The organism is Amycolatopsis sp. NPDC041971 (genome assembly GCF_055588925.1).
The window spans coordinates 354,761-377,412 of sequence record NZ_JBVJCE010000003.1 but is presented as its reverse complement, the minus strand read 5'-3'; the positions used below and the strand labels follow the sequence as shown (position 1 = coordinate 377,412).

Sequence of the window (22,652 nt, the reverse complement as noted above, 5' to 3'; positions counted from 1 at the left end):
CCCCTCAGTCCAGCAAGTCCGGTTGGCGGCGCACGAGATCGGCGTACAGCGGCCGGAAGTTGAGCCGCCCCATCCCCGGCGTGCCGATGGTCGACGCGGTGTGCCGCGCGACCGCGGGCTCGATCGGCACCGGCTTCCCGGCCGCTTCCGCGAGCAGTTGCACGTGACACGAGCCGTCCATGGTGGTGAACCACCAGGCCGCCTCCTGCACCGTGCCGCCGACGGTGAGCAGCCCGTGGTTGCGCAGGATCACCGCCTTGCCCGTGCCGAGGCGGACCGCGATCCGCTTGCCCTCGTCGGAATCCAGCACCACGCCACCGAACTCTTCGAAGACCTCGTGGTCCTCGTAGAACGCGCAGGCGTCCTGGGTGATCGGGTCGAGCTTGCGGCCCAGCGCCGCCCACGCGCGCCCGTAGGTGGAGTGCGCGTGCGCGACCGCGACGACGTCGGGACGAGCGGCGTGGACGTGCGAGTGGATGACGAACCCGGCCGGGTTGATCCTCCCTTCGCCTTCGACGACTTCACCCCGGCTGTCGACCAGCAGCAGGTCACTGACCCGGACGTGGCCGAAGTGGACACCGAACGGGTTGATCCAGAACCGGTCCGGGTCGCCGGGGTCGCGGGCGGTCACGTGCCCGCCCGCGCCCTCGTCGAAACCGCGCACCGCGAACAGCCGCATGGTCGCCGCCAGGCGTTGCTTGCGATAGAGCCGTTCCTCTTCGACGGTCCTCATCCGCAGCCGCCCGGACTGTCCCAGTCGTAGGCGGCTCCCTCGTCCAGCAGTTCGGCGGGCACGCCGTACCACTGATCGGCGGGCAGCTCGGTGACCGTGGCCTCCTGGTCCTCGCTCATGCCGCACGCTCCTCTCGGACCGCGGGCCGCCAGACCCCGAGGAACCCGTCCAGCCGGTCGAAGCCCCAGAAGCGGTGGCGGCCCCACTTGAAGTAGGGGATGCCGAAGATGTCGTCGAGATAGGCCTGGTAGAGGCACTCGACACCCTCGGCGCGGATCTCCGGGTCGTCGACCGCGCCGACGGCCAGCTCCGGGTCGAGCCCGGCCCGTTCGGCCGCGGCCCGCACGATGCCGGGCTCGCAGATGTTCTCGCCGCGGCCCCAGCGCGCCTCGTTCAGCGCGTCGTAGAACGGCCATTCGACACCCTCGCGGCGAGCACGCAGCCAGGCCAGATGCGGCAGCTCCCACCACGGTTCGATGTCGATCGGCCAGGCCATCTTGCGGCCCTGCTGCTCGGCGATCCGCTTGGTGTCCATCAGCATGTACAGATGCTTCGCGCGGCTCATCTGCACGTAATGGAACTCGCCGCCGCGTTCGTCGAGGCCGGCCCCGGTCACCCTGTCCGGATCCCAGTACGGGAAGCATTGCAGCTGTTCGAGAGCGCCGGGCACCTCGGCGCGCAGCTTGTTGATCGCGAGCCAGCTGTACGGGCTGCGCAGCGAGAAGTACAGCTTGGCGGGCCGGCTCATGCCCCGTCCCCGATCAGCGCGTGCACGACACCCTCGTCCAGCTGGGCCATCCCGCCCGCGCCCGGACCGGCCGCGATGGCGTAGCCGTGCAGGATCTGGGCGGTCGCGACCGGGACCAGCTCCTGGCCACGCTGGACGTAACAGTCCATCCGGCCGTCGAACATGACCCCGCGCAGGATGTCGGTGACGGTGAACACGGTGTGCACCGTCTCCTCCATCCGCGCGTCCTCCAGCAGCCGGACGCGGGCGCGGGAGACGACCGGGATCCACGCGCGTTCGGACAGCATGCGGCCGACGGAGATGCCGCGGTCGGCGAGGTACCGGTCGACGACCTCCTCCAGCGTCCGGACGAAGCCGGAGTGCTGGACACGGTCGGAGTAGTGGCAGTAGAAGTACGGCGCCCGCCAGGACCACAGGAACGTTCCCGGCGCCGCGGTCAGCACCGACTCGGCGGTCTCGCCGTCCGGGATCGCGATCCGCTCCACTGTGGACGTCAGCGCCGGGACCTCAAGCTGCGCCAAGGCCTCCGGCGCGGCCGCCGTGCTGTCGGCCGCGCGCTCGCGGACCAGCGCCACGGTGACCTTGCCGCGCAGCACGGTGACCTTCTCGCCGTCGCGGACCACCGAGAGCTGGACGTTCAGCTTGTCACCGCGGCCGGGGGTGACCTCGACCTCGACCTCGTCGTCGAGTTCCAGCACCGCGGGCAGCTGCACCGAACAGTCCACGATCTCCGCGCCGAGGCCGTGCTCGAGGAACAGTTCGCGCGCACTCGTGCCCTGGTCGCGCAGCCACTGCAGGACACCCTGCTCGACCAGGTACATGAAGTGCTTGAAGCCGATCCAGGTGCGGATGTTGGCGCCCTCGAACGCGGGGCGGCCGTGCGTGACGGTCCGGCTTGGCCGCAGGACTGCGGTCATCGGAGCTCACCTACCTTCGGAATGGTCCGGACGTCTTCGACGAGGCCGGTCACCTCGGCCGCGGCGTACCGGGCGTAGCGAACGTGGAAGAAGTGGTCACCGCGGTCGAGCGTGCGCAGCGTCGCCCCCGGCATGCCGTCGGCGAGCGCGACGGCGGATTCGGCGGGCAACGTCGGGTCCAGTCCGCCGACCAGCACCTTCGTCGGGATTTCGACGTTGCCGAGCTGCAGGTCGGCGCTCGCGGCGTAACGGTCGAACACCGCCGCGAAGCCGAGCGGCCCGGCGCGGTTCAGCGCGATCTTGACCATGCCGTCGACGACGTCGGGGTCCAAAGTGGCCGCTCGTTTGCCGAGCCGGGCGCGGACCCCCTCGCCGACGTGCGCGGTGAACGTCTCGCGCGAGCGCTCGAACATCCGCCACGTCACCTCGTACCGGGGCAGCCGGTAGAACGGGCAGAACAACGCCACCGACGAACCGACGCGCGGGTCGAGCCCGCACATCAGTTCCAGCGCGGCGTTGGCGCCGAACGAATGCGCGACGAGGACGTCCGGACTGGTGCCGACCACGTCCAGGCCGTCGCCGAGCCACTTGCCGAACGAGCGGTTGCGCCAGCGGAAGTCGTTGCCCGCCTTCCACGGCAGTTCCAGCGAAACGACCCGATAGCCCTGGTCGAGATGCGCGGCCAGCGGCGTCCAGCTCTTCCAGTGGCCCTCCATCCCGTGCGCGAACAGCACCAGCGGCGCACCGGGCCTGCCGGGTGAGATCGTGTGCGCCTTCACCGCCGAACCGTTCACCGGTACCCCATCTCATCGCTGTGGTCTGTGACGGCGACCGACACCGCCGGCCCGCCGTCCGGCCGGTGCGGGCCGATGCCCACGCGGCCTTCTCCTTCCGCCACGGCGAGGTGGGCGGCGAGCGCGAGCTCCACGACCCCGTGCGCGCCGTAGAAGTCGCCCCACCGTTCCTTGACGTCGAAACCGCCGGATCCGACCGTGCGCCGGGGCGGCGGCGCGGCCTGCCCCGGGTCGACGTCGACGACCAGCGGTCCGGCTTTCTCGCGCCACGGTTCGAGGAGCACGCAAGCGCTTCCGGAGCGCAGCGGTCCGTCGTGCAGGATCGAGGCGATCTCGTCCTCCGGCTCGGCGCCGACGAGTACCACCCGCGTGGCCCGGCCGGAGCGCAGCAGCAGACTCGCCATCCGCAGGCCGGCGTGCCCGGCCGTACCGCCGGAACACAGCATCAGGTTGGGACCGCCGAAGCCGAACCACAGCGCGACCGTGCTGGCCACGACGTTCGGCGACACGTTGGGCGCGTCGAGCACGCTCACCGCGCGGCCGCCTTCAGCCTCGACCGCGCGCGTGACCTTCGCGACCGTCTCGACGTTGCCGAGGTTGCTGCACGCGACCACGGCGGTGCCGGTTTCGATCGGGCCGGTGACCCGGTGACCGGGTTCGAAGCCGAGGGCGCGATGCACCGCGCACAACGCCAACCGGGTCGAAGGTTCTTTGTACAGCAGGCCTTTTCGCCCGAGTACCGAGGCGGCCTTCTCCGGCGGCGCGCCGTCGAACTCCGCGATCCCCGGCAGGTGCAGGCTCCAGCCGGTGAGCAGCAACCGGGTCTCCCTGCCGAGGCCGGTCATACCCGCTCCAGCAGAGTGACGGCGTTGACCCCGCCGAAGCCGAACGAGTTGACCTGCACGAGATCCGGCCGCGTGGTGACCGTGTCACCGATGACCAGCCGTAGTCCGATGCCCTCGTCGAGGGGGTCGGTCAGGCCGGTGACCGCGGGAACCTCGCCGGAGGCGAAGATCCGCAGCGCGACGTCCACGTTGACCAGGGCGGCGCTGCCCGAGGTGTGGCCCGTCGCCCCCTTGACCGCGGTGACCAGCGGGTTCCCGCCGCCACCGAGGACGACCTTACGCAGCGCCTCGCATTCGACCGGGTCGTTGAGCGCGGTGCCGGTCGCGTGTGCCACCACGACGTCCACATCGGACGGTGCGCGGTCCGCACGCGTGTAGGCGTCGGACATCGCGCGGGCGATGCCCTCGATGTCCGGCGCCGTGGCGTGGTGGGCGTCGCACGAAAGACCGGTCGCGGCGACCCGGCCGAGCACCGGGCCGTCCCAGCTCTCGGGCACGACGACGAGCGCGGCCGCGCCCTCGCCGAGGAGCACACCGGTGCGCTCACGGTCGAACGGGCGCACGCGTTCGGTCGGTGTCTCGGCGACGCGGCCGATCATGGCGAGCATCGACCGCGTCATCGCGTCGGCGGCGGCGACCACGACGGCGTCGCATTCGCCCAGTTCCAGCATGTCCTGGGCGAGGGCGAGAACATGGCCGCCGGCGCTGCACGCGTTGACGACCGTGGTCACGTAGGTGGCGCCGGGAAGCGTTTCCGCCACGACGTCGGCGAAGTCCAGCCGTGCGGCGGACACCGGCTCGCCGGTGAGCGCCAGCCGTTCCACCGCGGACAACTCACGCAGCCCCGTTCCGACGAGGACGGCGACCCGCCGCGTCGCCGTGTCCACAGTGTCCAATTCGGACTGTGCGACCGCTTCCGTCAGGCATTCGGCCAGGAGCCGTCCCGCGCGGAACGGCTCACCGTCCAGCCCGGCGTGGTAGCCATAGGCCACGTTCAGCTTTCCCGGGTCGCCGTACCTCAGCGGTGAGACACCGCGATCGCCGCGGAGCAGGCCGTCGAAGGTCTCCGCTCCCGAACCGAGGCAGGTGCGCACCGCGCTACCCGCGATCAAGACCGCCATCGGCGTACCTCCTCACGATGGCGGCGCCCACGGCACCGTCCGCGCCCCGCGCGGTGAGCAGGCTCAGCCCACCGGGGCGGGCGTCGCGGTCCTCGGCCAGCAGGACACCCAGCGCCACCGCACCGGAGGCCGCGTCGCATTCGCCGAACAGCCGCTTGACCATGACCCGGTCCGGGCGGTGGCCCAGCGCGCGGACGATCGGGCCGAACTCGCGCTCGTCGCCGTCATCGACCTCGCCGGTGTACACAGTGGACACTTCGGCCGCGTCGACGCCGGACTTCCCCAGGACCCGGTGCACACATCCGGCGAGCGCGGTCTCGGCCGCCTCACCGCCGCCCGGTCCGTAGGCCGTCGCGACCGCGAGGACACCGGCGCGCTGCCGCGTGCCCGCCCACTCCGGGGTGTTCTCCTTGGCCAGCACGAACATCCCGGCCGCCTCACCGGCGGCGACGACGTCGGTCGCCCCGGTCAGATGGTTCGCCCACGCGCGGTGCGGGGTGAACTCCTCCACCGCGCCCGCGACGACGACGTCGACGTGGCCGCGCTCGATGGCGTTGCCGGCGTACCGCAGCACGTTGAGGAAACCGAGCGTGCCGCCCGCGATGGTGGTGTTCGCCCCGCGGAGGCCGAACCGGATGGCGACCTGCCCGGCGGCGCAGTTCATCACCGTGTTCGGGAACAGCATCGGGTTGACCAGGTACGGCTTGTCCTGCACCAGGGTCTCGCGGGTGTAGTCGCTGGTGGACTTGAAGCTGCCCAGCGAGGTCCCGAGCACCACGCCGATCCGCGGCCGGACCTCGTCGTCGAGGGACACCCCGGCCTCGCGCAACGCCTCCTGACAGCACACCACGGCCAGCCCGGTGGCCCGGTCGAAGGTGCTGGTCCCCTTGCGTCCCAAGTGTTCGCGTGGGCTGAAGCTGTTGAGGAAGTGCCCGGTCGTCGCGGGCAGCGGCTCTTCGTAGAGGTCGCCGATCTCGTGGCCTTTTTCGACTTGGCCTGCCTCGGCCAGAGCGAGCCGCTTCGCCAGCGCGTCCACACCGACGCCCGCGGAGGTCAGCGCGCTCCAGCCGGTCACCACCACACCGCTCATTCTGGCGCTCCCAACATCACGATGGCGTTGTTGCCACCGAAGGCGAAACCGTCGTTCTGAACCACCCGCACGTTCGCCGGGCGGGCCGCGTTCGGCACCGGGTCGACGCCCAGTTCCGGATCCGCGGTGGTCCAGTTGACCGTGGGCGGCAGGAAACCGCGGTCGATCGCGATGGTCGAGGCGATCGCCCCGAATCCGCAGGCCGCGCCCATGGTGTGGCCGAGCATCGACTTGATCGAGCTGATCGGCGGCGGGCGCTCGCCGAAGACCTCGATCACGGCCTTGCTCTCGACCAGGTCGTTCACCTGCGTGCCGGTGCCGTGCGCGCAGATGTAGTCCACATCGGACGGTGCGATACCGGAGTTGCGGTGTGCGATGCGCATGCATTCCGCGACCGTCGGCGCGTCCGGCGTGACCGGGTGGATGGCGTCGCAGTTGACGCCGTACCCGAGCAGTTCCGCGTAGATCGTGGCGCCCCTTTTCCGGGCGTGGTCGTAGGTTTCCAGGGTCAGCACGGCACCACCCTCACCGGTGAGGATGCCCGCGCGGTCCTTGTCGAACGGGGTGCAGGCGTCCTTCGCCAGCGCGCCGAGCCGGAAGAACCCGGCGTGCGCCCAGCGGCACACCGAGTCGGCGCCGCCGGCGAAGACGACGTCGGCCTCGCCGCCCGCCAGCAGGTCGTAGGCGTAGCCGATCGCGTAGTTGCTCGCCGAGCAGGCGGTCGCGATGGTCAGCGACTCGCCGGACAAGCCCAGCTCCTCGCTGACCGCGTTCGCCAGCCGGTTGGCGGGCAGCTGGGTCAGCAGGGCCGGGTCCTGCGCCGCGAACCCGCCGTCGATGATCTGCGCGGTGAGCGCCTCCGCGACCGCGGACTCACCGCTGGTGGTGCCCATGATCGCGTGGGCACGCCCCGGCGCCACCGACGTCAGGTCGAGCCGGGCGTCGGCGACCGCCAGCCGCGCGGCGCTGGCCGCGAACTGGCTGGACCGGCCCCACCCCGCCGGGTCGACCCGGCGGAGATGGGCACCCGGATCGAAGGTCTGGACCTCGCCCGCGTTCCGGTGCGGGAACCCGGCCGGGTCGAAGCTGGTGATGGGCGAGATCCCGGATCGGCCGGTGCGCAGCGCCTCGGCGAACGCGGCTATCCCGATCCCGATGCTCGACACCGGGCCGACCCCGGTCACGACAACGCGGGCCACGGTTCATCCCTTCTTGACGGAGTGCCGGATCAGGGCGTCGTTGACCGCCGTGAGCGTGCGCAGCTCCGGCAGTTCGGCCTGCGGGATCTCGATCTTGTACTGCTTGTCGATCCGGGCGAGGATCTCGATGGCGCGCAGGGAATCGGCCTCGTAGTCGTCGATGAAGTCCCCGTTGTCCTCGAGTTCCTCGGGCTCGAGTTCGAGCACCTCGGCGACCAGCTCGCGGAGCTCCTCGAGCTGGGTGTCGGTCTGCGTCATGACGATCCTCCGGTTTCGTTGTCCGCGTGCGGTTCTCACGCCGCGGGCCGCACAGGGCGCCGCGTCGCGGTCAAGGTGGTGACGGTGGCGATCAGGCGATCACCGACCCAGGTCCGGCCGGTGGCGAAGGCCGTGTCGGCCAGCACCGACTCCAGGTGGACCTCGTGGCGCAACACGTCACCAGGGCGGGCGGCGGCCGTGAAGTGGTAGTCACGGGCACCGATGAACATCAACGTCGTGTCGTCGTCCTCGACCGGCGCGCGGCCGTCGAGCCAGAGGAGCGCGGCGCTCTGCCCGAACGACTCGATCATCAGCGACTTCGGGTAGTCGTACCGGCTCGCCGGGGCGCCGTCGGGGATCCCCGCGTAGCACGGCTCGGTGCCGGTGACCGCCTTGATCGTGACGATCGACTCGCCGGGAACCAGGTCCAGCACCCGGTCCACCAGCAGCAGCGGATACCGCTGCGGGAGCTGGATCCGGATGTCGTGATGCTCGGTCATTCCGCGTCCTCCTCGAAGGTGGCGCGGACCTTGGCCGTCGTCGTCTCGCCGAGCACGGCCTTAGCGGTGACGTCCCAGCCGTCCCGGACGCGCTTCGCGGTGGCCGTGAGGACCATGAGGTCGCCGTCGAGCAGCGGCGCGAGGAACCGGACCGAGCGGACGGTGCGCAACCGGGCGTTCACGGCCTCCCGCATCGCCTGCTCCAGCGTCTCGATGACGAAGACGCCGGGGTACACGACCTGGCCCGGGAAATGCCCGCGCAGATTCGGTTCCTTGCCGTCCACGGTGATCCGGGCGATGAGCTCCAGATCGTCCCCGTGCCGCCGGACGTCCAGCGTGTCGACCGCCCGCAGTGGTGCGGCGAAGGCGGGAATCCCGGTCACAGCGTGATCCCCCCGTCGATCTGCAGCACCTGTCCGGTGATGTAGGAGGCGCGGTCGGAGACCAGGAACGCGACCAGTTCGGCGACGTCCTCACCGGTGCCGAACCGCTTGGCGGGGATCTGCGTGAGTGCCTTGGCGCGCTGCTTGTCGCCGAGGGAACCGGTCATGTCGGTCTCGATGAAGCCGGGCGCGACGACGTTGACCCGGACCCCGTGCCCGGCGACCTCCTTGGCCAGCGACTTGCTGAAGCCGATGATCCCGGCCTTGCTGGCGGAGTAGGCGGTCTGGCCCGCGTGTCCGTGGACGCCGGCGACCGAGGACATGTTGACCACGACGCCACCACGGTTCTTCATGAACCGGAAGGCCATGGCGCGGCAGAAGTTCCAGGTGCCGGTGAGGTTCGTGGCCAGTACCGCGTGCCAGTCCTCGGCGGTGGCCAGTACCAGCGGGCTGTCCTTGGTGATCCCGGCGTTGTTGATCAGCAGATCGATCGGGCCGAGTTTCTCCTCGGCGTCCTTGACGAAGCGCTCGACCGCCTCGGAATCGGCGACGTCGCATTCCGCGAAATACGAGGGCACCCCGACGGCGGCGATGTCCTCTTCGGTTTCCTCCGACGCGGCGCTCGCTTTCGAAAAACAACCCGCGACGGCGTAGCCCTCCTGGGCCAGCCGCAGCGCCACGGCCCGGCCGATCCCTCGTGAAGCCCCGGTGACCAGGGCCCGGTGGTGCTCCGCCACGACGCCTCCTCGTTATCCCGCACAATTTGTTTCCATTTTAAGAAGCGCGGCGCAAACTATTCTTCTCATCGTTTGCCGCGAGCTCGGCGAGTACTTCGGCGGTGTCCGCACCCGGCCGCGGCGCGCCGTGGCGGACCTTCGTCGGAGTACGGGAGAACTTCACCGCCGGCCCGACGATCGGCGCGGTGGTTCCGTTGCTCAGCACCGTTTCCTGAAGCATCGCCCGGGCTCGGACGTGCTCGTCGGCGACGGCTTCGGTGAGCGTGCGCACCGGCGCGGCGACGAGCCCGCGGCCGTTCAGCACGTCGAGTGTCTCGGCGAGCGGACGTCCCGCGCACCAGCCGGAGATCATCGTGTTGATCGTGTCCCGATTGGCCAGCCGTTCGGCGGCCGTGCGGAATCCGTCCGCGAGACCGAGTTCCGGTCTGCCGATGATCTCGGCGAGCGCGCGCCAATGCCGGTTGATCGCGACGGCGAGATACAAATGACCGTCCGCGCATTCGTAGACGTTGGCTGGTACGACGAAATCGGTCTCGTTGCCCACCCTCGGCGGTGGCGCGCCCGTCGCGGCGAGGGTCGGCAGGCCGCTGCTGCCGGCGAGCAGACAGTCCACCATGGACACGTCGACGTGTTGTCCTTCGCCGGTCCGGTTCCGGTGTGCCAGCGCGGCGAGCGCGCCGATCGCCGCGTGCAGACCTGCCAGTTCGTCGGCGAGGAACGTCGGAGCGCGCACCGGCGGCCCCTCGGGCAGGCCGTTGAGCGACATCCAACCGGCCGCGGCCTGGATCGCGGGATCGTAGGCGGGCAGATGCGACTTCGGGCCGTACTGCCCGAATCCGGACACCGACACGAACACGACGTCCTCGCGTGCCGCCCGGCAGGCCTCGTACCCGGCGCCCCAGCCGTCCAGCGTGCCGGGTTTGTAGTTCTCGACCACGATGTCCGCGTGCGCCACCAGTTCCAGGAAGCGCGCGCGGTCGCTGCCGTCGCGCAGGTCCAGCCCGGCACTGCGTTTGTTGCGGTGCACGGTTTCCCGGAACCACGACAGTCCGGTGCCGGGGATGTCCGGCGGCACCTCACCGTCGCGGCCGTCGGCGAGTTCGATCCGGACCACGTCGGCCCCCATGTCCGCCATGAGGCAGGTGGCGAGCGGACCGGACCAGACCTTGGTCACGTCCAGGACGCGCACACCCTCCAGCGGGCCGGCCGAACCTGCCCGCGCCCGGCGGAAGAACTCCTCTTCACGCATGGTCAAAGCCTTTCCAGCAGTGAGGCCGTGCCGAGCGAACCGCCACAGCACATGGTGACCAGGGCGGTCGAGGTATCGGTGCGCTCGAGTTCGTGCAGGGCCGTCACGAGCAGCCGGGTCCCGGTCGCGCCCAGCGGGTGGCCGAGCGCGATGGCGCCGCCATTGACGTTGACGCGGTCGATGTCCGCGCCGTGCGCCTTGGCCCAGTTCAGCACCACGCCGGCGAAGGCCTCGTTCACCTCGCAGATGTCCACATCGGACAGCCGTCGACCGGTCCGGCGCAGCACCCGTTCGGTGGCGACCACGGGCCCGTCGAGCAGGTAGTAGGGATCGGCACCGGTGACGACCTGGCCGACCAGCCGCGCCCGCGGCGTCAGGCCGAGCGCGCGGGCCTTCCCGTACGACATCCAGAGAATGGCGGCGGCCCCGTCGGAGATCTGCGACGTCGAACCGGCGGTGTGCACCGCGCCCTCGATGTTCGGCCGCAACGCGGCGAGCCCCTCGCGGGTGGTTTCGCGGATGCCCTCGTCGCGGGTGACCGTGCCGACCGGGGAGACTTCGCGGTCGAACCGGCCCTCCTGCCACGCTCGTGCCGCGCGCTGCTGGGAGAGCAGGCCGTAGTCGTCGGCGTCCGCGCGCCCGATGCCTTCGCGCGCGGCGATCCGCTCGGCGCCGCCGAACTGGGCCTTCGGCGGGTCGTCCCACGGATAGTCCCGCGTCTTGTAGTGCCCGGGGCCCTGGTAGAGGTTCGTGCCGATCGGCACCCTGCTCATCGACTCGACGCCGCAGGCGATCCCGGTGTCGATGGCGTCCGCGGCGATCAACGCGGAGATCAGATGGTTCGCCTGCTGCGCCGATCCACAAGAGACGTCCACTGTGGAGCATCCGACACCCGGGTCGTGACCGGAGTTGAGCCAGGCGTTACGGGTGACGTTGAGGCTCTGCTCGCCGGACTGGGTCACGCAACCGCCGATGATCTGCTCGACGTCGCCGGGTTCGATACCGGCGCGGGCGATGACCTGGAGCTGGACGTGCCGCATCAGTTCGACGGCCTTCAGCTCGGCGAGCACCCCACCGCGTTTGCCGAGCGGGGTGCGGACGGCGGAGACGATGACCGGGGTCCGGTCGTTCAGCGCGGCCACGGGCGGGTACCTGCCTCTCCACCGGACGGGGTGCCCGGCTTCCCCATCGTGGTGCGGCCCTCGGCGGGCGAACGTCTCACGGATTGCGGAGCCGACCAGGGGTTCTCCGTAGTTGCGGGAATGGCTCGCGTGGCCCCTCACGATCATCGACGCTGGTTATGGTGCCTACATGCGGCTGGACGACAGCGAAGATCAGGCGGCATTTCGGGCGGGCCTCAAAGCCTGGCTCGCCGGACAGTTACCCGAAAGCACCCCGAGCGCGCCTCGTGCTTGGTCCGCCGACGAACTGCGCGCCTGGAGCAAGGCGTTGCACGCGGCCGGATACGCCGGGCTGACGTGGCCGGCCGAACATGGTGGGCGAGGACTTTCCCCCGCTTATCAAGCGATCTACGCCGAAGAGAGCGCGCTGGCCGAGGCGCCGGACCACGCCGGGGTGATCGGGCTCGGCATGGTCGGCCCCGCGATCGTCCACTATGGAACCGACGCGCAAAAGGCCACCCATCTTCCCCGCATCCTTTCCGGGGAGACGATCTTCTGCCAGGGATTCTCCGAACCGGACGCCGGTTCGGACCTCGCCTCGGCGCGCACCCGTGCCCGCCGCGTCGACGGCGGCTACGTCGTCGACGGTGAAAAGGTCTGGTCCTCCTACGCCCATTTGGCCGACCACTGCCTGCTGCTCGCCCGCACGGATCCGGACGCGGCCAAACACCGCGGGCTGACCTGCTTCCTGCTCGACATGCGCGCACCCGGTGTCGAAGTGCGGCCGCTGCGACAGCTGTCCGGCGACACCGATTTCAACCAGATCCTGTTGTCCGGCGTCGAAATTCCCGACGACCGTGTGCTCGGCGAACCGGGGCAGGGCTGGCGGGTCGCGCTGACCACCCTCGCGCACGAACGCGGTACGTTCGGCATCACGCTCACCGCGCGGCTGGCCGTCCAGCTCGACAGGCTGGTCAAGACCGCGAAGGCGTGCGGCGGTGACACCGACCCGCGGGTCCGCGCCGAAATCGCCGAGCTCTACGTCGATCTGCAGGGCCTGCGTTTCACCGGATACCGCGCGCTGGCCGCGATGGAGCGGACCGGCGAACCGGGACCGGAGAGCTCGATCCTGAAACTGCGCTGGTCGCAGGCGAACCAGCGGGTGAGCGCCCTCGCGCTGCGGCTGCTCGGCGCGGGCGCGGCGGCCGACGGGACCGACGCCTTCTGGGGCGGCTACTGGCAGCACCAGCGATTGCGCAGCCGGGCCAACAGCATCGAGGGCGGAACGTCGGAAATCCTGCGCGGCATCGTCGCGGAGCGGGTCCTCGGCCTGCCGAAATCACGTTAGGGAGCATTGATGGACTTCGCGCTGACCGAGGACCAGACCGGGCTCAAGGCCGCCGCCCGCACCTACCTCGAGGACACCTACGGCCTCGATCGGATCGCGGCGCTGGCCGACGACGGCGAGCAGGACCTCGCCGCGTGGCCCGAACTGGTCCGGCAGGGCTGGCTGGACGCGGACCTCGGCCTGGCGGAGTTCGTCCTGCTGGCCGAGGAGGGCGGCCGTGCGCTGCACCCGGTGCCCTGGTTCGCCACGGCGGGGCTCGCCCTGCCGGTGTACCGGGCCGCGGGTGTCGAACCGCCCGGCCCGGCGACGCTGGCCGACGGCGGCGACACCTGCCGTGCGGCACGTCGCGACGACGCCTGGCGGCTCGACGGCGCGGTGCAGGCCGTCCTGCACGCCGACGTCGCCACGGAGCTCCTGGTCGCCGCCCGCACCCCGGCCGGGGTGGCGTTGTTCGGCGTCAGCCCCGCTGCCGCTTCGCTGTCCGCGCGCGACGGCGTCGACCCGCTCCGGGCGACGTCGGACGTCGCGCTGGCCGGAGCCGAGGGACGACTGCTGATCGGGCCGCCTGCCGCCGCGCCACTGCTCACCGCGATCCGCGGCCGGGCGACGACCCTGCTCGCGGGCGAGGCCATCGGCGTCGCGGACCGGGCCTTGACGATCGCCGTCGAGCACGCGAAGGCACGGAACCAGTTCGACCGGCCCATCGGTTCCTTCCAAGCGGTGAGCCAGCAACTCGCCGATGGCTACGCCGAAGTCGAGCTCGCGCGTTCGCTGGCCTACCGCGCCGCCGGAGCCGCCACGGCGGAAGCGGTCGCGTGCGCCGCGCACGCCGCGAGCCGCGCGGCGATCACCGTCTGCGAGACGGCGATCCAGGTCTGCGGCGGCATGGGCGTCACCTGGGAATTCCCGCTGCACCGCTGGTTCCGGCGCGCGTTGTGGCTGGAGGCGGAGCTCGCCTCGGGACCGTTGGAAGCGATCGCGCACTCACTGTTCGGGGAGCACTCATGAGCCTGCAACTGCACTGGTTCCTGCCGTCACACGGCGACGGGCGCGAGATCGCCAAGACCGCCGACGGGGTCGCGGCCCCCGGTGCCCGCCGCGAACCGGACATCGAGTACCTGACCCAGGTCGCGCTCGCCGCCGACCGCTTCGGGTTCACCGGGATGCTCACGCCGTTCGGGTTGTTCTGCGAGGACCCGTGGGTCGTGGCGTCGGCGCTGGTGGGCGTGACGCGGTCGGTGAAGTTCATGATCGCGATGCGACCGGGTTTCATCTCACCGCTGCTGGCCGCGCAGACCGCGGCGACGTTCCAGCGCGTCTCCGATTCGCGGCTGCTGCTGAACATCGTGACCGGCGGGGACCCCGACGAGCAGCGCCGTTACGGCGACTGGCTCGACCACGACCAGCGGTACGCGCGCACCGGCGAGTTCATGGACGTCTTCCGCCAGGCTTGGCCGGGTTCGCGGTTCGATTTCACCGGCACGCATTACAACCTGAAGGCCGGCATGGTCGCCCGGCCGCACGCGGTGCGGCCCACGTTGTTCCTCGGCGGCTCTTCGTCGGCCGCGCTGGAAGTCGCGGCCGCGCAGGCGGACGTCCTGCTGATGTGGGGCGAAACGCCCGCGGCGATGGCCTCGCACCTCGAGCGGTCGCGTGCGCGAGCGGAGGCTTTGGGCCGTTCGTTGCGCTTCGGCACGCGATTCCACGTGATCAGCCGGGACACCTCGGCCGAAGCGTGGAAGGTGGCCGACCAGCTGCTCGCCGGGATGGACCCGGCCCGGATCCGGCAGGCGCAGGAACGGTTCGCCGCCACCGAATCCGAGGGCCAGCGGCGGATGGCGGCGTTGCACTCCGGCAGTACCGACTCGCTGGAGATCCACCCCAACGTCTGGGCGGGCTACGGCCTGGTGCGTCCCGGCGTCGGCACGGCCTTGGTGGGCAGCCACGAAGAAGTGGCCGAACGGATCGAGGAGTACCACTCCCTCGGACTCGACCACCTGATCCTTTCCGCCCAGCCGCACCTCGAAGAGGCCTACACGTTCGGCGAAGGCGTCATGCCGATTTTACGGAAACGCGGCCTGCTCGCGGACACGCTCTGAACTCGCGGCGCGGGTGGGCTTTGGCGCGACTCGCGTGTCCAGACACGGGACTCACGTGATTGGACACGGAACTCGCGTGATGGGAAGGCGAACTCACCGCGGCCCGGCCCGCATCGTGTCTTCCGGCTTCAAGCACGCGTGATCCGGTTAGAAACACGCGAGATCCGGCTGGAATCATTAACAGTATCGCGGGGCAGTACGTGAAGGCCCCCTTCCTTGCGTCTGACGCGGGGAAGGGGGCCTTCAAGACGTGCATTGAGGCCTTCGTGCCCTTATCCTCTTACCCGACGGTGGAGGAATTGGGACACGCGACGTCCCAATTCCTCCATCGCCGTTTCGTTCCGGCCGCGAGCGTCAGCTGAAGCTGATGATCACACCGCCACCGTTGCCGGCGGCGTCACCGAGGCCGACGACGCAGGTGATGGCCTTGCAGTCCACCGCACCGTAGCTGCTGCCGTCGGGCAGCACGCCGGTGAAGTTCTTCTGCACGGTGACCGAGGCCGAGATCTTCCCGGACGCGTCAGCGACCAGCGACTGCTGCGAAGGGCTGCAAGGGAACTGCCCAGCCGAGTCCTGGGCGCACTCGCCGACGCGATAGGTCCCGCCCGGCGTCAGACCGGTGCCGACCACCTGGACCACCGCGCCGTCCGAGAGTCCCGACGACGGCGTGACCGTGACGGCCGCCGCGGCGGAGGCACCAGGGGCGACGACGGCCAGCAGGCCGAGAGCGGCGATGGTGGAACCGGCGAACTTGGCGACAAGCTTTGCGGACACAGTAATCACTCCGATTCATTGACAGGGATTTTCCGACTTCACCAGGCGCGGGTTCCGTTACCCCCCGGCGTCCTGGTAACAACGTTACGATCACCGGACCTAGATCGTCAACGATTTCTTCGAGCAGTTTTCGAGTAGGCCGTAAGAAAAAAGGTGCAATAAACTCACGCGCTTCGTGCGTAATTCATAGGCTGCCGGCAAGCCAGGAGAAGCAGGCTCGAGCGCGCGCACGGGAACCTGATTCAGTGACCTCTGTGACCTCTGTGACCTCTTCCAGCTCCGATTTCCTGTTCGGTGGCGCGCCAGAAAGGCACGCCGCCTATACCGCACTGCGCGAAAGCGGCCCGGTCCGGAGGATCACGCTCTCCTCCGGCACCAGCGGCTGGCTGGTCAGCGGCTACGCCGAGGTCCGTCAGGCGCTCGCGCATCCGGGGCTGAGCGGGCGCACCGGCGTCGTCGGCGACCGGCGCGGGCTGTCCGAGGACGTCCGGCTCGGCATGAACACGCATATGCTGAACCTCGATCCGCCGGATCACACCCGCCTCAGAAAGCTGGTGTCCGCCGCGTTCACCGTGCGCCGGATCGCCCAGCTGCGTCCCAGAATCGAGGCCATCACAGCGGAACTCCTCGACGCCGTCGCCGACTTCGACGAGGTCGACCTGATCAAGGCGCTCGCCCTGCCGCTGCCGATCCGCGTCCTCACCGAGATGCTCGGCGTGCCCGAAGACGAGGCCGGCGCCTTCCACGGCTGGACCGAGATCCTCACCGCCAGCGCGCTGCCCGTCGACGAACTCGACGCGGCGGCCGCCGAAATGCTGCGCTATGTCAGGAAACTCCTCGCCGAGAAGCGTGAGAACCCCGGCACGGACCTGCTTTCGGCGCTCGTCACGGTGCACGACGGCGAAGACCGGCTGACCGAGCACGAGCTGACCTCGATGGTCTTCCTCCTGCTCATCGCCGGGCACGAGACCACCGTGCACCTCATCGGCAACGCCACCCTCGCCCTGCTCGAGAACCCGGCGCAGCTCGCCGCGTTGCGCGCGAATCCGGACGGGATGCCCGCCGCGGTCGAGGAGTTCCTGCGCTACGAGAGCCCGGTGCACGCGGCGATGCGTTACTCCACCGAGGAAGTCGAGCTGGGCGGCGTGACGATTCCGGCCGCCTCACTCGTCATCGTGTCGTTGCTGGCCGCGAACCGCGACCCCGCCCGTTTCCCCGGCGCGGACACACTGAAACTCGATCGAGCGGACAATCCGCAGCTCGCCTTCGGACACGGCATCCACCATTGCCTCGGCGCGCCGATGGCCAGGCTCGAAGGCGGAATCGCGCTCGCCGCCCTGCTCACGCGGTTCCCGAACCTGCGCGAGGCCGTTCCCGCGGAAAGTCTCCGCTGGCGCGTCAGCATGGTGATGCACGGCCTCGAAGCGCTTCCCGTCCGGCTTCGCTGACGATTGTCCTTAAAGGACACTCGCCGGTGAACGCCGTCGGCAAAGTCGCAGGCTGGGATAAGACGCGACCGAAACCGCGATGCGACACTTTCGGAGACGATCACGAATTCGCGGTGCGTATCTCACGTCCGTGAGCCGCGTCATCTCCTATTCCTGGGAAGGGAGTAGAACGTGTCCCAAGACCTAGGCACCCCGGTCACGAGCACCCCATCGCGGGGCGCCGCCCCGCCCGCGCGGACGCCGAAGAAGAAGACCAAGACGGGGCTGACCGCACTGGCGGCCAGACGCATCGCCGTCCTGAGCGCGCTCGTCGCCGGCGTCGCCTACGGGTGGGGCATCGGCGGCAACGCCGCACACTACGCCTACGCCGCGGCAGTGCGCGGCATGTCCCAGAACTGGCACAACTTCCTTTACGGTGCCTACGATCCCGCCGGGTTCATGAGTGTCGACAAGGCACCCGGCGCGCTCTGGTTGCAGGCGCTTTCCGTGCGCGTCTTCGGTTACGAGACGTGGGCACTGCTGCTGCCCGGCGTCATCGCGGGCGGTGTCTCGGTGTACGTCCTGTTCGTGCTCGTGCGCCGCTGGGCCGGGCACGCGCCGGCGGCACTGGCCGCCGTCCTGTTCGCCGCGACGCCGATCACGGTCGCGGCCACCCGGGTCAACCTGCCCGACTCGACGCTGATCCTGACGCTGCTCGTCGCGACCTACGCCTTCTGGCGCGCGCTGGAGAAGGCGTCACCGCGCTGGCTGCTGCTGACCGCCGTGCTCGTCGGCGTCGGCTTCCACATCAAGCTCGCCATGGCGCTGGCCATCCTGCCGGTACTCGGAATCGTCTACCTCGTCGCCGCCCCGACCTCGGCGGGACGCCGGGTGCTGCACCTGCTCGGGGCCGGTGCGGTCACCGCCGCGGTTTCGTCGATCTGGATGCTCATCGTCTCGTTCACGCCCGCGGGCTCCCGTCCGTACATGGACGGCAGCACCTCGAACTCGGTGTGGCAGATGGTCTGGTCCTACAACCTCTTCGACCGCACGGGCGCCGCCAAAGCGGGGAACTCCGCCGAACTGCCCGTCCTGCCCGACGGCAAGGTCACGCCGGTCGACCAGGGCGGCGACACCGGCGTGTTCCGGCTGTTCAACGACCTGATCGGCGGCCAGATCTCGTGGCTGCTGCCGCTGGCGCTGCTGCTGCTCGTCGTCGGCCTGGTCGCCGCGGGCCGCGCGCCACGCACCGACAAGCAGCGCGCGGGCTGGCTGCTGTGGGGTGGCTGGCTCGTCCTTTTCGCCGGCGCGCTCAGCTTCTCGCAGAGCATTCACCCGTACTACACGAGCATCCTGGCACCGGCCATCGCCGCGATCGCCGGCGTGGGCCTGCACTTCGCCTGGACGACCCGCCGCCACCCGTGGGTACTGCCGGTCGGGCTGCTCGCCACCGGCACCTGGGCGTTCGTACTGATGAGCCGTTCCGGCGACTACGTGCCGTGGCTGCGGCCTGTCGTCGCGGTCGCCGCCGTCCTCGCCGCGGCACTGCTCCTCCTGCGCCGCACGGGGAAGTTCGCCGTCGTGACCGGGGCCGTGGCCGGGGTCGCACTGCTGGCCGGACCGGTCGCCTGGGCGGTGCCCGCCTTCCACCCGCCGACGGATCCGCGCACGGCGATGTTCCAGAACTTCAACCCGCTCGCGGGGCCGAACCCGAACGCGCTCTCCACCGGCATCGACCTGACGAAGTTCATGGCGGGCGGCCCGAAGCCCGTCGCGGCGGGCGGACAGGCCATGCCGTTGCCCCCGCCGATCATGTTCCAGATGATGCCGTCGGACGCCGACCAGAAGCTCCTCGGTTTTCTCAAGGCCAACGACCGCGGCGAGCGTTTCGACCTGGCGACCTTCGGCGGCACCGGCGCCTCGCCCTACATCCGGGCGGGTCTGTCCGTGATGCCGATGGGCGGCTTCGTCGGCACCATGCCGATGCCGACCGCCGCCGGCCTCGCGGAGGCCGTCCAAAGTGGACAGGTGAGGTTCGTGCTGTTCGGCGGATTCGCCTACGACAGCCCGACCGCGCTGGCCCGCAAGGACTGGGTGGTGCGCAACTGCACCCGGATCCCGCCGCCCACCTACACCGCGAACCCGTGGATGGGCTTCACCTCCGCCCTGTTCGACTGCAAGCCGGGAGCATCCCGATGACGGCTGAACTCACCGCGGCACCCCGCCTCGCCGCGGGAAGCCGTACGACGGCGACCGTCGAGATCGTCATCCCGGTGCTCAACGAGGAACGTGCCCTGCACGGCTGCATCACCACGCTGAGCGCGTTCCTCGGTGACGGCTTCCCGTTCCCTTGGTCCATCACCATCGCCGACAACGGCAGCACCGACCGGACCTGGGAGATCGCCACCGAACTGGCCGAGCGGAACCCGCGCATCTCCGCGCGCCGGGTGCCGGTCCGCGGCCGGGGCGCGGCGATCAAGGCGACGTGGGGATCCAGCACCGCCGACATCGTCGCCTACATGGACGTCGACCTCTCGACCGGACTGGAGAGCTTGCTCCCCCTGATCGCCCCACTGGTCAGCGGGCATTGCGAAATCACCATCGGGACCCGGCTCGGCCGTGGCTCGCGGATCCGCCGCAGCCTCAAACGCGAGATCGTCTCCCGCACCTACAACGCGATCACGCGGCATGTGTTCGGGCTGCGCAGCACCGACACGTCCGCCGGGTTCAAGGCGGCCCGGCGCGACGCCGTGGCCGGGCTGCTGGAAGCGGTCGAGGACGACCACTGGTTCTTCGACACCGAGCTGCTGATGCTGGCCGAACACAACGGCCTGCGGGTGCACGAAGTGCCGTTGGACTGGGTCGAGGACCTCGATTCGCGGGTCAAGGTCACGCAGACCGCGATGGGGAACCTGAAAGGCCTGGTCCGGGTGGGCCGGGCGATCGCCGCCGGGAAAGGACGGGTGAACGTGCCGGAGATCCCGCAGTTGCGCGCCACCCATCCCGACGCCGTGCTCGCCGAACCCCGGGCCGCGACCTTGGCGAAGTTCCTGGGATTCGCGGTCATCGGTGTCATCTCGACGGTGCTCTACACGCTCCTGTACCTCCCCTTGCGCGTGCCGCTGACGCCGGCGGGGGCGAATCTGGTCGCGCTGGTGCTCGTCGGGGTGGCCAACACCGAGGCGAACCGGCGCTGGACGTTCAACCGCGGCGGCGGGCACCGGCTCGGGTTGCACACCCGCGCCGCGATCCTGTTCGCCACCACGTATCTGCTGACCACGCTGGCCGTGACCGGGCTTCACCTGATCGCCCCGGGCTCCGGGCCGGTCGTCGAACTGCTCGTGCTCATCGTCGCCTACGGGCTGATGACGCTGCTGCGGTTCGTGGCCCTCGACCGCTGGGTCTTCGCCCAGCACCGGAAGGAGCGCCGGTGAAGACGGCGGACGTCACGCGCATCACCGAGATGGAGGACCACCACTGGTGGTTCCGGGAGAAGCGGCACCTGCTCGCCGACGAGCTGAAACGGCTCGGCCCACCCGGTCGCGCACTCGACATCGGCGCGGCGGGCGGCGGCAACACACGGGTGCTGCGTTCGCGCGGCTGGGACATCGTCGCCACGGACTACGACGGGAACGCCGTCGAGATCGCGCGCTCACGCGGTCTCGACGCGATCCACGCCGACGCCCGTGACCTGCCCCTGCCGTCTTCGTCGTTCGATCTGGTGGTGGCGTTCGAGATCCTCGAGCACATCCAGGAGGACGACCAGGCCGCGGCGGAACTGTTCCGGGTGCTGCGGCCCGGCGGCTCCGCGCTGATCAGCGTCCCGTCCGGAATGGACCTGTGGTCGGCGCACGACGTGGCGGTGCACCATGTGCGCCGCTACGACCGGGCTTCGCTGCGGAAGGTCATCGAGGACGCCGGCTTCGTCGTCGACGAGCTGTGGAGCTGGAACGTCCTGCTCCGGCCGGTGGTGGCGCTGCGGCGGCGTTCGGCTCGCGGGAACGAACTCAACGAGCACACGCCCTGGCTGGTCAACAAGGCTCTGACCGCGATCGTCGCGGCGGAGCGGTATCTTCCGACGCGCTCGCGGCGCGGTGTCTCGCTGATTCTGAAGGCCCATAAGCCTTAGCGGGTACCTTGCCAGTACATGATGGCCCCCTTCCTTGCGCCTGGCGCAAGGAAGGGGGCCATCATGTACTTCGGCCGCCGGTGCCGCGTGGCGCGGTACCCCGGTCGACGACGTAGCGAAGGCCTCCTTTCCTACCTCGAGGGTAGGGAAGGAGGCCTTCACGGACTGGGGCCTCGGCCCAGCGCGCCCAGACCGCGTGCGAGCGGATCTAGGCCGCGCGAAGGGCTGCCGAGGGGACGTCCCAGGCGGTGCCGCGGTGCTCGAGGTACCAGTCCACCGTCTTCGTCATGCCCTCCTCCAGCGTGACGAGCGAATCCGGCTCGATGCCGACGGAGAGCAGGGTCGAAACGTCGGCCGTGACCGGGGTGTTCGGTGTCTCACCAGGGCGCATGGGCAGGTCGGTGATGCCGACCCGCGGGTAGCCGCGCTGCTCGCACAGGTCGATCACGAGCTCCGCCACCTCGCGGATCGTGACCGAATCGGCGGGCCCGATCTCGACCGTGTTCTCCAGCACCCGCCCCTCGGCGGCGACCTCCAAGGAGGACACCAGGGTGCGGGCCACGTCGCCGACCCACACCATGTCCGAGATCTGCCGCCCGCCGCCGTAGAGCTCCACCGGGATGCCGGACAGCGCCCGGCAGACCAGCGCCGGGGTGATCTTGCGGACCTTCCCCGCGGCGAACGGCGGCGCGGCCTTCTGGCGCGGGCCGTAGGCGTTCACCGCGCGGACGCAGTTCACGCGGGTGCCGCGGTCGGCGTTGAACATGCGGACGAACCGCTCGACCGTGGTCTTCGAAATCGAGTAACTGTTGTTCATCCAGTGATTGCCGACGCAGATGTACACGCCGGGCAGGTCGTACTGGGCGACGGCCTCGAGGAAGTTCAGGCCGCCCATGACGTTGGTCTCCACCGCGGGGCGCGGATTGGTGATCGTCTCCTGGGTGCCCAGCACGGCGGCCAGGTGGATGATCCCGTCGCAATGCGCGGCGAGTTCGGTCAGTGCCGTCGCGTCACGGATGTCGCCCAGCATGACCTCCCACGGCCCGCCGTCCCCCTCACCACGATGGTCGAACACGACCGGCGTATGCCCTCGTGCGGCGAGTTCCTCGCAGACGTACTGCCCGATGAACCCGGTGCCACCGGTAACACCAACCTTCATTTTAGCCACCTTTGCCCGATA

24 protein-coding genes are annotated in these 22,652 nt (G+C 70.0%); 7 read left to right on the top strand and 17 right to left on the bottom strand.

Translation table 11 applies throughout. The features are described 5' to 3' along the window. Positions 1-4 precede the first annotated feature (4 nt). The 15 genes from ACZ6DT_RS10015 to ACZ6DT_RS09945 are packed head-to-tail and all read right to left on the bottom strand — an operon-like array spanning position 5 to position 11,716. Entirely contained in the window at positions 5-733 is a 729-nt protein-coding gene (locus ACZ6DT_RS10015) for a class II aldolase/adducin family protein (RefSeq protein WP_465591472.1), read from the bottom strand. Next, positions 730-852 carry a hypothetical protein gene (locus tag ACZ6DT_RS10010; protein ID WP_465591469.1) on the bottom strand — a complete coding sequence of 41 codons (123 nt, stop codon included), beginning with the start codon at positions 850-852 and terminating at the stop codon, positions 730-732. The genes ACZ6DT_RS10015 and ACZ6DT_RS10010 overlap by 4 nt, the downstream gene beginning before the upstream one ends. Further along, positions 849-1,481, bottom strand: a complete 633-nt coding sequence (locus ACZ6DT_RS10005) for a DsbA family protein (protein WP_465591467.1) — start codon at positions 1,479-1,481, stop codon at positions 849-851. Before ACZ6DT_RS10005 ends, ACZ6DT_RS10010 begins: the two co-directional genes overlap by 4 nt. Then, on the bottom strand, positions 1,478-2,398 hold the full coding sequence (locus ACZ6DT_RS10000; RefSeq protein WP_465591464.1) for a thioesterase: 921 nt from the start codon (positions 2,396-2,398) through the stop codon (positions 1,478-1,480). The genes ACZ6DT_RS10005 and ACZ6DT_RS10000 overlap by 4 nt, the downstream gene beginning before the upstream one ends. Beyond that, complete coding sequence (locus tag ACZ6DT_RS09995) at positions 2,395-3,192, bottom strand: alpha/beta fold hydrolase (protein WP_465591461.1); 798 nt, start codon at positions 3,190-3,192, stop codon at positions 2,395-2,397. Before ACZ6DT_RS09995 ends, ACZ6DT_RS10000 begins: the two co-directional genes overlap by 4 nt. Further along, a complete protein-coding gene (locus tag ACZ6DT_RS09990) occupies positions 3,189-4,037 on the bottom strand; it encodes a beta-ketoacyl synthase N-terminal-like domain-containing protein (RefSeq protein WP_465591458.1) in 849 nt (282 codons plus the stop codon). Before ACZ6DT_RS09990 ends, ACZ6DT_RS09995 begins: the two co-directional genes overlap by 4 nt. Next, positions 4,034-5,158 carry a beta-ketoacyl synthase N-terminal-like domain-containing protein gene (locus ACZ6DT_RS09985; protein WP_465591455.1) on the bottom strand — a complete coding sequence of 375 codons (1,125 nt, stop codon included), beginning with the start codon at positions 5,156-5,158 and terminating at the stop codon, positions 4,034-4,036. Before ACZ6DT_RS09985 ends, ACZ6DT_RS09990 begins: the two co-directional genes overlap by 4 nt. Next, entirely contained in the window at positions 5,136-6,248 is a 1,113-nt protein-coding gene (locus tag ACZ6DT_RS09980; protein ID WP_465591452.1) for a beta-ketoacyl synthase N-terminal-like domain-containing protein, read from the bottom strand. Before ACZ6DT_RS09980 ends, ACZ6DT_RS09985 begins: the two co-directional genes overlap by 23 nt. Beyond that, on the bottom strand, positions 6,245-7,447 hold the full coding sequence (locus tag ACZ6DT_RS09975; protein WP_465591449.1) for a beta-ketoacyl-[acyl-carrier-protein] synthase family protein: 1,203 nt from the start codon (positions 7,445-7,447) through the stop codon (positions 6,245-6,247). Before ACZ6DT_RS09975 ends, ACZ6DT_RS09980 begins: the two co-directional genes overlap by 4 nt. Positions 7,448-7,450: 3 nt before the next feature. Beyond that, positions 7,451-7,705, bottom strand: coding sequence for an acyl carrier protein (locus ACZ6DT_RS09970; RefSeq protein WP_465591446.1), 255 nt, complete (start codon positions 7,703-7,705; stop codon positions 7,451-7,453). A 35-nt stretch (positions 7,706-7,740) separates the two neighbouring features. Next, entirely contained in the window at positions 7,741-8,205 is a 465-nt protein-coding gene (locus ACZ6DT_RS09965; protein WP_465591443.1) for a 3-hydroxyacyl-ACP dehydratase FabZ family protein, read from the bottom strand. Then, complete coding sequence (locus ACZ6DT_RS09960) at positions 8,202-8,588, bottom strand: ApeI family dehydratase (RefSeq protein WP_465591440.1); 387 nt, start codon at positions 8,586-8,588, stop codon at positions 8,202-8,204. The genes ACZ6DT_RS09965 and ACZ6DT_RS09960 overlap by 4 nt, the downstream gene beginning before the upstream one ends. Further along, positions 8,585-9,325 (bottom strand): 3-oxoacyl-[acyl-carrier-protein] reductase, encoded by a 741-nt coding sequence (fabG, locus tag ACZ6DT_RS09955; protein WP_465591437.1) that lies wholly within the window; start codon positions 9,323-9,325, stop codon positions 8,585-8,587. Before fabG ends, ACZ6DT_RS09960 begins: the two co-directional genes overlap by 4 nt. A gap of 37 nt (positions 9,326-9,362) precedes the next feature. Continuing rightward, positions 9,363-10,574: a CaiB/BaiF CoA transferase family protein gene (locus ACZ6DT_RS09950; RefSeq protein WP_465591434.1), complete on the bottom strand. Its 1,212-nt coding sequence runs from the start codon at positions 10,572-10,574 to the stop codon at positions 9,363-9,365. Between the two features lie 2 nt (positions 10,575-10,576). Then, complete coding sequence (locus tag ACZ6DT_RS09945) at positions 10,577-11,716, bottom strand: steroid 3-ketoacyl-CoA thiolase (RefSeq protein WP_465591431.1); 1,140 nt, start codon at positions 11,714-11,716, stop codon at positions 10,577-10,579. A 169-nt stretch (positions 11,717-11,885) separates the two neighbouring features. Here ACZ6DT_RS09945 and ACZ6DT_RS09940 point away from each other — a divergent pair, with 169 nt between their 5' ends. The 3 genes from ACZ6DT_RS09940 to ACZ6DT_RS09930 are packed head-to-tail and all read left to right on the top strand — an operon-like array spanning position 11,886 to position 15,142. After that, positions 11,886-13,043 (top strand): acyl-CoA dehydrogenase family protein, encoded by a 1,158-nt coding sequence (locus tag ACZ6DT_RS09940; RefSeq protein WP_465591428.1) that lies wholly within the window; start codon positions 11,886-11,888, stop codon positions 13,041-13,043. A 9-nt stretch (positions 13,044-13,052) separates the two neighbouring features. Continuing rightward, complete coding sequence (locus tag ACZ6DT_RS09935) at positions 13,053-14,051, top strand: acyl-CoA dehydrogenase family protein (protein WP_465591425.1); 999 nt, start codon at positions 13,053-13,055, stop codon at positions 14,049-14,051. Next, positions 14,048-15,142, top strand: a complete 1,095-nt coding sequence (locus tag ACZ6DT_RS09930) for an LLM class flavin-dependent oxidoreductase (RefSeq protein WP_465591422.1) — start codon at positions 14,048-14,050, stop codon at positions 15,140-15,142. Before ACZ6DT_RS09935 ends, ACZ6DT_RS09930 begins: the two co-directional genes overlap by 4 nt. Before the next feature lie 354 nt (positions 15,143-15,496). On the opposite strand, the gene ACZ6DT_RS09925 is transcribed toward ACZ6DT_RS09930, so the two are convergent. Beyond that, the gene (locus ACZ6DT_RS09925; RefSeq protein ID WP_465591419.1) at positions 15,497-15,916 is read right to left on the bottom strand and encodes an enediyne antibiotic chromoprotein; all 420 of its coding nucleotides are present in this window, start codon (positions 15,914-15,916) and stop codon (positions 15,497-15,499) included. Between the two features lie 263 nt (positions 15,917-16,179). On the opposite strand from ACZ6DT_RS09925, the gene ACZ6DT_RS09920 reads away from it, so the two are divergent. From ACZ6DT_RS09920 to ACZ6DT_RS09905, 4 genes are all read left to right on the top strand, one after another. Then, on the top strand, positions 16,180-17,364 hold the full coding sequence (locus ACZ6DT_RS09920; protein WP_465591849.1) for a cytochrome P450 family protein: 1,185 nt from the start codon (positions 16,180-16,182) through the stop codon (positions 17,362-17,364). 171 nt (positions 17,365-17,535) lie between these two features. After that, complete coding sequence (locus tag ACZ6DT_RS09915; protein WP_465591417.1) at positions 17,536-19,542, top strand: ArnT family glycosyltransferase; 2,007 nt, start codon at positions 17,536-17,538, stop codon at positions 19,540-19,542. After that, positions 19,539-20,777, top strand: coding sequence for a glycosyltransferase (locus tag ACZ6DT_RS09910; protein WP_465591415.1), 1,239 nt, complete (start codon positions 19,539-19,541; stop codon positions 20,775-20,777). Before ACZ6DT_RS09915 ends, ACZ6DT_RS09910 begins: the two co-directional genes overlap by 4 nt. Then, positions 20,774-21,472, top strand: coding sequence for a class I SAM-dependent methyltransferase (locus ACZ6DT_RS09905; RefSeq protein ID WP_465591413.1), 699 nt, complete (start codon positions 20,774-20,776; stop codon positions 21,470-21,472). Before ACZ6DT_RS09910 ends, ACZ6DT_RS09905 begins: the two co-directional genes overlap by 4 nt. Before the next feature lie 208 nt (positions 21,473-21,680). Here ACZ6DT_RS09905 and ACZ6DT_RS09900 read toward each other — a convergent pair whose 3' ends face one another. Then, a complete protein-coding gene (locus tag ACZ6DT_RS09900; protein ID WP_465591410.1) occupies positions 21,681-22,631 on the bottom strand; it encodes an NAD-dependent epimerase/dehydratase family protein in 951 nt (316 codons plus the stop codon). Between the last annotated feature and the right edge of the window lie 21 nt (positions 22,632-22,652).